The organism is Aestuariispira insulae, from assembly GCF_003385955.1.
Classification (GTDB): Bacteria; Pseudomonadota; Alphaproteobacteria; order UBA8366; family Aestuariispiraceae; genus Aestuariispira; species Aestuariispira insulae.
This window is the reverse complement of sequence record NZ_QRDW01000004.1, coordinates 251,996-264,337: the sequence shown is the minus strand read 5'-3', so window position 1 is coordinate 264,337 and position 12,342 is coordinate 251,996. Positions and strand designations below refer to the sequence as shown.

The following is a 12,342-nucleotide window of genomic DNA, read 5'->3' as shown; positions in this document are numbered from 1 at the left end:
GATCTCTGGAGAATAAGACCGTGACCCAGTCCGCTGCCGCCATCGCCGCCAGCCAGCGCCGTACCTTCGCTATCATCTCTCACCCGGATGCCGGTAAAACCACGCTGACCGAGAAACTGCTTTTGATGGGCGGTGCCATTCATCTTGCCGGTGAGGTACGTGCCAAGGGCGAACGCCGTCGCACCCAATCCGACTGGATGAAGATTGAACAGCAACGCGGAATCTCGGTCACCACCTCCGTCATGACTTTCGAGCGTGAAGGTATCACCTATAACCTGCTCGATACGCCGGGCCATGAAGATTTCTCCGAAGATACTTTCCGCACCCTGACGGCCGTGGATGCCGCAGTCATGGTGATCGATGCCGCGAAAGGTATCGAGCCACAGACCAGGAAGCTCTTTGAAGTTTGCCGGTTACGCGACATCCCGATCATCACCCTGGTCAACAAGATGGACCGCGAGGCCAAAGATCCATTCGAACTGATGGACGAGATCTCCGAAACCCTGGCCCTGGATTGCGCGCCCATGGTGTGGCCCGTCGGTATGGGGCGTGAATTCAAAGGAATCTATGACATTCACAACAACCGCTTTGTCCGTATGACTGAAGATGGTTATGAAGATATAGCAGTCAGCGGCACAGAAGATGAAAAACTCACCGCCTATATGTCCGAAGATCAGCAACTGACCCTGCAGGAAGAGGCCGAGTTGGCCAAGGAGGCCTGCCCGCAGTTTGACATGGATAGTTTCCGTGAGGGGCATTTGACACCGGTCTATTTCGGCAGCGCCCTGAAGAATTTTGGCGTGAAGGAATTGCTGAACGGTATTGGTGCCGCAGCCCCCTCTCCCGGTCCCCAGCCATCTGTCGGCCGTATTGTTGATCCGGGTGAAGACAAAGTCACCGGATTTGTCTTTAAGGTTCAGGCCAACATGGATCCGAACCATCGCGACCGGATTGCCTTTGTCCGACTGGTTTCCGGCAAGTTCAAGCGCGGCATGAAGCTGAAACATGTAAGAAGTGGCAAACCGATCGCGATTTATAATCCGATCATGTTCTTTGCCCAATCCCGCGAATTGGCCGAAGAAGCCTGGCCCGGCGATATTATCGGTGTGCCGAACCATGGCACCTTGCGGGTTGGCGATACATTAAGTGAAAGCGAAGATCTACGCTTTACCGGGATTCCAAACTTTGCGCCGGAAATTCTGCGTCGGGTGCGCCTTGATGACCCGATGAAATCCAAACATTTGAGAAAAGCGCTTGAGAGCCTTGCGGAAGAAGGCGTCACACAGGTTTTTAAACCGTATTTTGGCGCCAATTGGATTGTCGGTGTTGTCGGCCAGTTGCAGTTGGATGTATTGGTCACCCGGATCGAGCAGGAATATTCCATCAAAGTGGGCTTGGAAACAGCCCCTTACGAAACTGCGCGCTGGGTCTCCGGTCCCGATGACGCTGTAAACAAATTCATTGATTCCAACCGTTCGGCCATGTCCGAGGATCGTGACGGCGCGCCGGTATTCCTGGCAAGGAATTCCTGGGAGTTGGGGCATCAGCAGCAAACAAATCCTGATGTTAAGTTTGAAAAGACCAGGGAACGTTCCTAAGCACTTTTCCGATTGCTTATCAGATAGAAGGCAGCGCCGGGGCATTTCTCCCGGCGCTGTTTTACCGATCGTTAAGTCTTGATCTGCTATAGTCCCCGGCAAAGGGATGTATCGGGATGATTCGGATAGGGTTCACGACAGCAAGCAGCGTGACCGGGTTTCCCAAGCAAAAACGGCAGTTCGTGGCGTGGCGTTTCACGAAGAAATAAGAAGAGAAAGATCAGCCCCCTCACCTGAGGAGATTGTCGCGCAGTTGCGTGGCGAATTCCTCATTGAGGCACGGGAACGGCTTGAGAGCATCGAGAGGATCCTCAATGATTTTCATACCGACGCAATCGATCCCAACACCGTTAACCGGCTGGTCAGGCAGGAAGCCCACAATTTGAAAGGCATGGGCGCGACATTCGGGTTTCCTGTTGTCAGCCATGCCATGCACCGACTGGAAGATTATCTTGAAATCAATCCGATGAAGGATAAGCGTGACCTCTATCTCACACAGCGCTTCATCGATCCGGTAGACCGCATCATTGATGTCGGGATCCCTCTGAGCGAAGAGGAAGGCCGGGAAATTCTTGAAAACCTTCCGATTGCGCAAAATGATGAACAGCCGGTGTTTGACTATGTTCCTGACCGGTTGCGTGCACTTCTTATCGTGAATTCCAGAACAGTTGGCCTGAAGCTCAGCATCGAACTCGAGGCCTATGGGTTTGAGGTTGTGACTGAGTTGGATATGGATGATGTGCTCCCGAAAATTGTGCGTCTCAAGCCTTCAATCGTCATTTCATCATTCAGCATGACCGGATTGAACGGCGTTGATCTTGCCCGGGCTGTTGTCGGGATGTCGGACACCCAGCACGTGCCAATTGCGATACTGACCAGTTTTGACGCAGAGGCACCGGAACTGTCAAAACTGCCGAAAAATGTCCCGATCATTCATCTTGGCGCCAATATCGAAGCCGAAATTTCAAAGGCTTTGACCGCGATAGAGTTCCGCTGGCCAGTCAATCCAACTTCAGAGGGAATTGCAGATGAGTTAGACGGGAGATAACCCCACAAAAACCCGGTGGAATATCAGCCGGGAAGATTCGCGAAATATTGTTTGTTATCTAAAGCTTATTGCGAAATTTAGAAAAATAGTTAATAGCCTTTGCCTATGGCAACCTGTCAGGGCATAGCATTCGTGCATCTTCTATATTGACTCTCCCTGCCTCTCGTGGTGAGCTTCCACCACAATTATAGAGAGGGGGAAAAGCATGCTTGTTTCAATCTCCCTCCGTGAAAAAGAACAAAAAAGAACCACAGAGTGCATCGCAATTTGTAATCGAGGGAGAATACAGTGAAAAAGAAACTGCTGACAGCCGTGGCTGGCGCTGGCATGGCTTTGGCCCTGTCTGCCGGTGCACAGGCGAAGACTTTGGTTTTCTGTTCCGAAGGCAGCCCGGAAGGCTTCAACCCGTCCCTGTTTACCGCAGGCACCACCTTTGATGCCTCTTCCCGCCAGGTATACAACAAACTGGTAGAGTTCGAGCGCGGCACCACTAAGATTACTCCGGCGCTGGCTGAATCCTGGGAAGTTTCCTCCGACGGCCTGGAATATACCTTTAAACTGCGTAAAGGCGTTAAGTTCCACAGCAACAAGGCGTTCACGCCGAGCCGCGACTTCAACGCCGATGACGTTGTTTATTCCTTCAAACGTCAGGGCGACGAAAGCCATCCCTACCATAAGGTTTCCGGTGGTAGTTATGAGTATTTCCAAGCCATGTCCATGCCGGACCTGATCAAGGACATTGTTAAGGTTGACGACTACACCGTCAAATTCGTCCTGACCCGTCCGGAAGCACCGATGATTGCCAACCTGGCAATGGATTTTGCCTCCATCCTTTCCGCAGAATATGCTGATAAGATGATGGATGCCGGCTCTCCGGAGAAAGTTGACCTGGAACCGATCGGCACTGGTCCGTTTAAAATGGTCGGCTATCAGAAAGATGCGATGATCCGTTTCGCAGCTCATGAAGACTACTGGGCTGGCAAAGCACCGATTGATCGCTTGATCTTCTCAATCACCCCGGATGCTTCCGTGCGTTACCAGAAGCTGAAGGCCGGCGAATGCCACGTAATGCCTTACCCGAATCCGGCTGATCTGGAAGCTATGGATTCCGATCCGAACATCAACCTGATGCAACAGGAAGGCCTGAACGTCGGTTATCTGGCATATAACACCAAGATGGCACCGTTTGATAACCCGAAGGTCCGTAAGGCCCTGAACAAGGCTATCAACAAAAACGCAATCCTGGATGCTGTATTCCAGGGTGCTGGTAAAGTTGCCAAGAACCCGATTCCGCCGACAATCTGGTCCTATAACAACGCGACCGAAGACGACAGCTATGATGCAGCTGCTGCTCAGAAAATGCTGGAAGAAGCCGGTGTATCCGGTCTGAAAACCAAAATCTGGGCAATGCCGGTACAGCGTCCTTACAACCCGAATGCCCGTCGTATGGCGGAACTGATTCAGGCTGACTGGGCGAAAATCGGCGTGGAAGCTGAAATCGTTTCCTACGAATGGGGTGAGTATCTGAAACGCTCCAAAGCTGAAGACCGTGACGGTGCGGTTCTGTTGGGCTGGACCGGTGACAATGGTGACCCGGACAACTTCCTGGCCGTGTTGCTCGGCTGTGATGCTGTAGGCGGTTCCAACCGCGCCCAGTGGTGCCACAAGCCGTTTGATGACCTGGTTCAGAAAGCGAAAGTAACCTCTGATTCTGCAGAGCGTACCAAGCTGTATGAAGAAGCACAGCTGGTCTTCAAAGAGCAGGCTCCGTGGGCAACCATCGCTCACTCTGTCGTGTTCAAACCGGTTCGCAAAGAAGTTAAGAACTTCAAAATCGATCCGTTCGGTGGCCATGTCTTCTACGGCGTAGACATCGAATAAGAGCTGACAGTAATGCAGTGAATATAGAACGGGGAAGGTTTGATACCTTCCCCGCTCTTGTTATTCGTTTGATAAGATCAGGATCATGATTCGTTTTATTATATCCAAGCTCGGATTGCTCATTCCGACATTTATAGGTGTGACGCTGATTGCGTTCGCCTTTATCAGGGTGCTTCCCGGTGACCCGATTGAATTGCTGGCTGGTGAGCGCGGGGTTTCTCCGGAACGCCATGCCGAATTGATGGCCCTCTTCGGTTTCGATAAGCCGATGTGGGAACAATATATTATTTTTCTTGGAAATATATTGCAGGGTGATCTTGGTCAGTCCTTCATCACCAAGCAACCCGTTCTTGACGAGTTCCTAACCCGCTTCCCGGCAACGGTTGAACTGGCCCTCTGCGCCATTATTTTTGCAACTCTGATTGGGTTGCCGGCAGGAATCATCGCGGCGGTAAAGCGCGGTTCCGCGTTCGACCATTCCTTGATGGGGGTTTCGCTGGCTGGGTATTCCATGCCTATTTTCTGGTGGGGCCTTCTGCTCATCATTCTGTTTTCCAGCCCTGACATGCTTGGCTGGACCCCCGTTTCCGGTCGAATGTCGGCCATGTTCTGGGTGGAACCGACCACAGGTTTCATGTTGATTGACACCCTTTTCTTCAGTGAAGAAGAAGGTGCTTTTGGCTCTGCAATCCATCACCTGATTTTGCCAACGATTGTACTTGGCACGATTCCAATGGCGGTTATTGCCCGTCAGACACGCTCTGCCATGCTTGAAGTGTTGGGTGAGGATTATGTCCGGACGGCCCGGGCGAAAGGCCTTCCTGTTGGCCGGGTTATCGGCCTCCATGCGCTTCGAAACGCACTGATCACAGTTGTGACCGTTATTGGTCTTCAGGTCGGTGTGTTGCTTGCCGGCGCGATCCTGACGGAATCCATTTTCAGCTGGCCCGGTATTGGTAAATGGATGGTTGATGCCATTTTCCGACGCGATTATTTCGCCGTTCAAGGTGGCCTTATCATGGTGGCGGGTATCGTGATGATCGTGAACCTGGTCGTCGATTTCCTCTACGGGTTAATCAACCCGCGTATTTTGCACACGAGGTAAGGAAATGAGTGAGTTGCAAGCCGAAGTGCAAAATAGCACACAACAGATCAGCCCGCTGCGACAACAGTTGAAGGAATTCTGGTTCTATTTCTCAGAAAACAAGGGTGCCGTCGTCGGTCTGTTCTTTTTCCTCTTTATCGTTTTGGTGGCCATTTTGGCGGATGTTATTTCGCCCCATGCCCCCATTGAGCAATACCGAGAATTCATCCTGATCCCGCCGGCCTGGCAGGAAGGCGGAAACTGGTCCTTCATCCTGGGAACGGATGCGGTTGGTCGTGATATGCTCTCCCGGTTGATCCATGGTTCTCGATATTCCCTCTATACCGGTTGCATCGTTATTGCTGTGACCTTGACCATCGGTGTTTCTCTGGGGCTCTCCGCCGGTTTTTTCCGAGGGTGGTGGGAAGTAATCCTAATGCGGATTATGGACATCATCCTGGCGGTCCCTTCCCTTTTGATGGCACTTGTTTTGGTGGCTGTTCTTGGCCCGGGGCTGGAAAATGCGATGATTGCTATTTCCGTGACTTACCTGCCGCACTATGTCCGGCTGTCGCGAGCATCCGCGGTTGCTGAAAACGCCCGTGACTATGTAACCGCTAGCCGGGTTGCCGGTGCCGGCAAGCTGCGCTTGATGTTCATCACCATCCTGCCGAACTGTATGGCACCGTTGATCGTTCAGGCAACTCTGAGCTTTTCGTCAGCCATTCTGGATGCGGCCGCTCTTGGCTTCCTCGGTATGGGCGCACAACCGCCGACACCGGAATGGGGCACCATGCTTGCGGAAGCACGAGAATTCATCACAAGTGCCTGGTGGGTTGTTACCTTCCCCGGTCTGGCGATCCTGTTGACCGTGTTGGCGATCAACCTGATGGGCGACGGTCTGCGTGATGCGCTGGACCCGAAAATGAAGAGGTCTTAAAGAAAATGAGTCTTCTTGATATTAAAAACCTCTCTGTCGAATTCCAAACAGCCCATGGCATGTTCCGTGCTGTGGATGGGGTGAATTTCAATGTCGATAAAGGCCAGATCCTCTCCATTGTCGGCGAATCTGGCTCCGGTAAATCCGTCTCCATGCTGGCCCTGATGGGGCTGCTGCCTTGGACCGCTAAAGTGACTGCCGATGTGATGACCTTTGACGGCATCGATTTGCTGTCCATTAGCAAAAAAGAGCGGCGCAAGATCATCGGCAAAGATATCTCGATGATCTTCCAGGAGCCGATGACCAGCCTGAACCCCTGTTTCACCGTCGGCTACCAGATCATGGAAGTCATGAAGGAACATCTGGGCGGCACCAAAAAGGAGTTGGAAAAACGTGCCGTCGAGCTTTTGGGAATGGTCGGGATCCCCGCCCCTGAAAGCCGGTTGAAAGCCTATCCCCATCAGATGTCGGGCGGCATGAACCAGCGTGTGATGATCGCCATGATGATTGCCTGCAAGCCGCGTCTCTTGATCGCGGATGAGCCAACGACTGCTCTTGATGTGACCATTCAGGCCCAAATCCTGGAACTTCTGGTCGAACTGCAGAAGAAACAGGATATGGCCCTGGTTCTGATCACCCATGACATGGGGGTTGTGGCGGAAACAGCCGAACGAGTGGTTGTTCAATATGCCGGCCAACAGGTGGAAAAACAGGAGGTCAAAGGCCTGTTCAATCATCCAGGACATCCCTATACCCACGCATTGCTCAACGCTTTGCCCGAGCGGGCGACGGACAAACACCTGCCCTCTATTCCGGGTGTCGTGCCGGGCCAGTTGGACCGCCCAAAAGGCTGTCTCTTCAGCCCGCGGTGTGAATTTGCAACCGATCTCTGTCATGCAACCCCACCGACCACCACAAACGGCGTTCTGTGCCATTATCCGCTCCAGGATGGTGTTCCCACAGGTCACCCGGGTGGTCAGCAAAGCAAAGTTGCAGGAGGAAACGGATAATGACGGCAGAAACCGTTCTGGAGGCCCGTGACCTCCATCGCTTTTATGAAGTTAAAGGCGGCATGTTCAGCCAAGGGGGAACCGTAAAGGCTCTCTCCGGCGCTACTTTTAACCTGGAAGCCGGTAAGACGCTTGCTGTGGTTGGTGAATCCGGTTGTGGTAAATCGACCCTGGCACGTTTGGTGACCTTGATTGAAAATCCAACATCCGGTGCATTAAAGTTGGGCGGAATGGATGTGGCGACAGCCACTTCCGCTGAAGATCGCCGTACGCTTCGCCAGATGGTTCAGATCGTTTTTCAGGATCCTTACGGTTCGCTGAACCCGCGTCAGAAAATCGGTGCCATTCTGGAAGAGCCGCTCAAAATCAACACCAGCATGAGCGCGCCTGAGCGCAAACAGGCCGTAATGGACATGATGGCCCGGGTTGGCTTGCGCCCCGAGGCCTATTACCGTTATCCGCATATGTTCTCCGGCGGCCAGCGCCAGCGTATCGCCATTGCACGCGCGCTGATGCTGAAACCTAAGATTGTGATCCTGGATGAGCCTGTTTCCGCATTGGATGTATCCATCCAGGCGCAGGTTTTGAACCTGCTCACAGATCTACAGCAGGAAATGAACCTGGCCTATCTGTTTATTTCCCATGATCTGTCCGTGGTCCGTCATATCGCGGACGAAGTCATGGTCATGTATCTGGGGCGTCCGGTGGAATATGGTACCAGGGACCAGATCTTTTCTGATCCGCAGCATCCCTATACCCGGGCATTGCTGTCAGCCACGCCCATGGCCGATCCGAACAAGAAACGCGAGCGGATCAAACTGATCGGTGAGCTGCCCTCCCCGCTCAGCCCTCCTTCGGGTTGCGCTTTCCATCCACGCTGTCCGCTGGTCAATGATCGCTGCAAATCGGAAGGTCCGGTACTGCATCATGCAACCAGTGGCTGGGATGTTTCCTGCCACGCGGTAGAGGAAGGCCGGAAGGGCTGATTAAGCGAGTTTATTCTCTCACTTTTTTGAAAACCCTCTGTCTTATTGGCAGAGGGTTTTTCTTTGGAAGAATGCGGTTAGCTCATTTGCGGAATGTACAATCCGATCAGCACCGGCTTCTATGAGATCGCTCCCCTTGCCGTCAGGCGCCAGGCCGACAGTCATCATACCCGCAGCTTTGGCCGCATGAATACCCATCGGACTATCTTCAACGACCATGCAATTTCCAGGCGTTATCCCCAGTTTATCGGCAGCCAACAGGAAAAGGTCAGGGGCCGGTTTAGGAGCCGGAACCATATCAGCCGAATAGACATGTCCTTTGAAATAATCCCAGAGGCCGGTTTTACCGAGAGACGTGCGCATTTTCTCGACGGATCCCTGGCTGGCAACGGCAATGGGGATCGATTGGGAGGTCAAAAACCGTACAAATTCGGCTGTTCCCGGAACAGTTTCCAGAGACAGCCGAAAGGCTGCGGCTATTTTTTGTTCCAAGGCATGCAACCATTTGTCAGGCAAAGGTGCATCCAGTCTCATTTCAATGAGGGTACATACCCCCATCATCGTGTTGCCTTTAAAAGCCTTGATGGCACCGGCCAAATCCAATGGCCAGCCAAGCTTTGTGACTTCCTCTGCAATCACTCGATTGGTGATCGGCTCACTATCCACCAAGACGCCGTCACAATCAAAAATAACCGCTTCCGGTGTCATGGATTTGTTTTCTTTGCTGATTCAAATGCAAGAATGGCCCCGGCAAGATCCTCGCAGGCCGCTCCCACCGATTTAAAAAGCGTGATTTCATCATTCGAAATCCGCCCTTCATGCTGTCCTCGGCTGAGACTGTAAAGATCGGCTTTGATATCATCCGTCGACAGAACCCCCTGCTCGATCGGTTGTGTGATGTCACCCGCTTCTTTCGTCGCCCCCGCCAGGGTATCGACAAAGACGCTCGCGCGTCCAATCGCCCGGTCATCTGTTTCACGCATGGATGGTTTAAACCCACCGACCAAATCCAGATGGCAACCCGGTTTTAGCCAGTCCCCCAGAATGACGGGATCCGTCGCTAGCGTGCAGCAGCTTATGATATCCGCGCGTCCGGCCGCTTCTGCCAAATTATCCACGGGATGAGCGTTCAGACCCAAGGCGCCGAGTTCTTCACATAACGCGTCCGCTTTGGCGATATTCCGGCCCCAGACATTGATGCGGGTAAGGTCTCTGACCGTGGCATGAGCCTGCGCCAGATTTATAGCAAGCCGGCCGGTGCCGACAATCAAAAGCTCTTTTGCGTCTCTTCGGGCCAAGTAGGATGACGCCAGGGCGGACGCAGCGGCCGTCCGTCTTGCTGTTAACTCTCCGCCATCAATCAATGCCAGCAACTGACCGCTCTGGCCGGAAGAAAGAACATAATTCCCAAAAACAGCCGGCAGCCCCCGGGTCGCGTTGCCGGGGAAAACGGTGGCCAGTTTGATTCCCAGGTATTTCCCCGGGACCCAGGCCGGCATCAGCAGCAAAGTCGCATCCTCTTCGCCGGGCACCGCCATGTCATGATGATGGCGAACAGGCATCTCGCAGCCTTCACGGAAAATTGCCCGAAGAGCATCGATCAAACCGGACCAAGGAAGATATTGACGTGTCTGGCTTTCATCTAGGATAATCATATAATTCTCAATAACTTATATCTGTTTCATGAGTTCTGAAACCAGCTTGATACCGGGTTCAATACGCTCGGTCGGGATGGAAGAAAAGCCAAGCCGAATGAAATTCCGGGGGCCAGGCGTTTCTTCGAAGAAGAAGTCGACGCAAGGGTCCAGCGCAACGCCTTTTTCCAAGGCGTTCTGGGCAAATGCAAGAGAGTCCATCCCTTCAGGGCCCCGCACCCAATAGCTGGAGCCGCCAAAAACCGGTGCTTCGGATGCATTCGGAAGATAGCGTTGCAAGGCATCGCCCATAACTTCCCAGCGTTCCCGATAGGTGCGTTGAAGTTTCGTCACCAGTGAATCATAATGGCCAAGCCCCAGGAACAAAGCGGCTGTCCTTTGATTATTGCCGGGCGGATGGCGATACATAAGCCGCCGCAAGGCCCGCAATTCCTCAATCACGGCACTTTGTGCAACGATGTAACCTAGGCGCAGACCGGGAAACAGGCTTTTTGAGAAGCTGCCCATATAGATCACGCGCCCCTGCCGATCGAGTGATTTCAACGCAGGTGCCGGGTTGGATATAAAATTTGTTTCCGGCTCATAATCATCTTCAATCAACAGAAAATCATGCTTGAAAGCCTTATCAAGCAAGGCTTTCCTTCGTTCCAGACTCATGGTCACAGTGGTCGGGAAATGGTGGCTTGGTGTTGCCAGCACATAGCGGCACTCATCGAGGGTTTCATCCACCACCAAACCACTGTCATCGACGGCTAGAGGAACAACCTGATCTGTAAACTGCCTGAAAATATGCCTTGCATCCGGATAGCCCGGATTCTCAACGCCTACACGGTCATGATCCCTGACCAACAGGGAGCCGATCAGGTAAAGGGCGTTTTGAGCACCCAGTGTTACCAGAATTTCTGATTGTGATGCGTTGATCCCGCGCCTTGGCAATAACCGGCTGCGGATCTGTTCGATCAGATCAGGATCATCCCGATCATAAGAATCCGGGGTCACTGATTCCATTGTTCTGGTACCCATTGCCTGTCGCGAGCATTCCCGCCAGGCAGACAAGGGAAACAAGGAATAATCCATCTGCCCGTATAGGAAGGGATATGGCAGGTCTTGCCAGCGTTCCGTACGATCAAAATGCCATTGTCGCCGCATGATCGGGTTGCGCAGTCGTCCCTGCCAGTCGACGGTTTCGGACGGCTCTTCGTCCGCGAGGCTGGCTTTGCCCTGCTCTACACGCCCTTTCAGTATTTCCCCATTCACGAAAAAACCGCTGCGCTCCCGCGCAATCAGATAACCATCATCCACAAGCCCCTGATAGGCCAACACGACGGTATTACGGGAGACCCCCAACTGCTTGGCCAGAGCCCGGCAGGATGGCAGTGCCTCCTGATCGGGTAAATCACCTTTTAGGATATGAGAAACAAGCATTTCCCGAATCTGGGACTGGATACTGGCTGTCGGCCGTTTTTCCAGATGAAACAAAGTTGAACGCATGGCCTAATCAAACATGATCTGTCGGAGTCGCAATACCGGTTTTAGCCCGGCTTGCCGTAACTGCGATTCCAGGGAAAGATGCCGTCCGTAGTGTCGAGGCAATAAGAGAAAGTCATTAGATATTGGATATGCGCCTTGCCGCCGGTTAAGGGCAAAACCAGTCGCTGATAACCGTAATTGGCCGGTGGAATATCGATATCCACATGCCAGAGTGTGGGGGCCTCTTCATCCAGGCTGGCGGACAGGGCCTCAGTTACGGCAGTGCTGTAGATTTCTGGTGTGATTTCGCTCACCGGCCTTCCCGTCATATCCACCGTGACGGCACTGGCGATATTAGAACCATCCAGGCGATATATAAAATCCAAAGGCTGCTGCTGAACCTCGAGCAAGCAAATCCGGCCAAGCTTTTCCTGAATATCCCAAGGCTCAATATCCGATTTCCCCGGAAAGCCATCGTCTTTACGTTTGGATTGCCAGTAATCCAGGATTTCCCGGACACCGTCGATCGCCTTATCCAGATCGATCCGCGTATTGATGATTCCTGTCATTTCTATCCAGTATTCAGCCGCTTTGATCATCCAAGAGCAATCTCAGCATGATCGCTGGGCAATGGATGCGCAATCAATTTGTCACGTTCTTTAATTCAGGC

Annotated in this window: 11 protein-coding genes; 7 read left to right on the top strand and 4 right to left on the bottom strand. The window is 52.8% G+C overall.

The annotated features are described in order from the left end of the window. Window positions 1-20: 20 nt before the first annotated feature. From DFP90_RS12085 to DFP90_RS12055, 7 genes are all read left to right on the top strand, one after another. Window positions 21-1,598 carry a peptide chain release factor 3 gene (locus DFP90_RS12085; protein ID WP_245957052.1) on the top strand — a complete coding sequence of 526 codons (1,578 nt, stop codon included), beginning with the start codon at window positions 21-23 and terminating at the stop codon, window positions 1,596-1,598. A gap of 106 nt (window positions 1,599-1,704) precedes the next feature. Next, the gene (locus DFP90_RS12080; RefSeq protein ID WP_115936741.1) at window positions 1,705-2,646 is read left to right on the top strand and encodes an Hpt domain-containing protein; all 942 of its coding nucleotides are present in this window, start codon (window positions 1,705-1,707) and stop codon (window positions 2,644-2,646) included. 288 nt (window positions 2,647-2,934) lie between these two features. Continuing rightward, the gene (locus DFP90_RS12075; RefSeq protein ID WP_425452166.1) at window positions 2,935-4,527 is read left to right on the top strand and encodes an ABC transporter substrate-binding protein; all 1,593 of its coding nucleotides are present in this window, start codon (window positions 2,935-2,937) and stop codon (window positions 4,525-4,527) included. Window positions 4,528-4,612: 85 nt separating this feature from the next. Next, window positions 4,613-5,632, top strand: a complete 1,020-nt coding sequence (locus DFP90_RS12070; protein WP_115936740.1) for an ABC transporter permease subunit — start codon at window positions 4,613-4,615, stop codon at window positions 5,630-5,632. A 4-nt stretch (window positions 5,633-5,636) separates the two neighbouring features. Next, on the top strand, window positions 5,637-6,551 hold the full coding sequence (locus DFP90_RS12065) for an ABC transporter permease subunit (RefSeq protein ID WP_115936739.1): 915 nt from the start codon (window positions 5,637-5,639) through the stop codon (window positions 6,549-6,551). Between the two features lie 5 nt (window positions 6,552-6,556). After that, entirely contained in the window at window positions 6,557-7,561 is a 1,005-nt protein-coding gene (locus tag DFP90_RS12060) for an ABC transporter ATP-binding protein (RefSeq protein ID WP_115936738.1), read from the top strand. Next, window positions 7,561-8,547 (top strand): dipeptide ABC transporter ATP-binding protein, encoded by a 987-nt coding sequence (locus DFP90_RS12055; RefSeq protein ID WP_115936737.1) that lies wholly within the window; start codon window positions 7,561-7,563, stop codon window positions 8,545-8,547. The genes DFP90_RS12060 and DFP90_RS12055 overlap by 1 nt, the downstream gene beginning before the upstream one ends. 42 nt (window positions 8,548-8,589) lie before the next feature. Here the strand turns inward: DFP90_RS12055 and DFP90_RS12050 are convergent, their stop codons facing one another. From DFP90_RS12050 to DFP90_RS12035, 4 genes are read right to left on the bottom strand one after another with little or no spacing between them, the layout of a single operon-like run. Beyond that, complete coding sequence (locus DFP90_RS12050) at window positions 8,590-9,255, bottom strand: HAD family hydrolase (protein WP_115936736.1); 666 nt, start codon at window positions 9,253-9,255, stop codon at window positions 8,590-8,592. Then, window positions 9,252-10,202 (bottom strand): bifunctional Delta(1)-pyrroline-2-carboxylate/Delta(1)-piperideine-2-carboxylate reductase, encoded by a 951-nt coding sequence (gene lhpI / locus DFP90_RS12045; protein WP_115936735.1) that lies wholly within the window; start codon window positions 10,200-10,202, stop codon window positions 9,252-9,254. The genes DFP90_RS12050 and lhpI overlap by 4 nt, the downstream gene beginning before the upstream one ends. 15 nt (window positions 10,203-10,217) lie before the next feature. Further along, the gene (gene pdxR, locus DFP90_RS12040) at window positions 10,218-11,693 is read right to left on the bottom strand and encodes a MocR-like pyridoxine biosynthesis transcription factor PdxR (RefSeq protein WP_115936734.1); all 1,476 of its coding nucleotides are present in this window, start codon (window positions 11,691-11,693) and stop codon (window positions 10,218-10,220) included. 41 nt (window positions 11,694-11,734) lie between these two features. Further along, window positions 11,735-12,241, bottom strand: a complete 507-nt coding sequence (locus tag DFP90_RS12035) for a PAS domain-containing protein (RefSeq protein ID WP_181905323.1) — start codon at window positions 12,239-12,241, stop codon at window positions 11,735-11,737. Window positions 12,242-12,342: the final 101 nt, after the last annotated feature.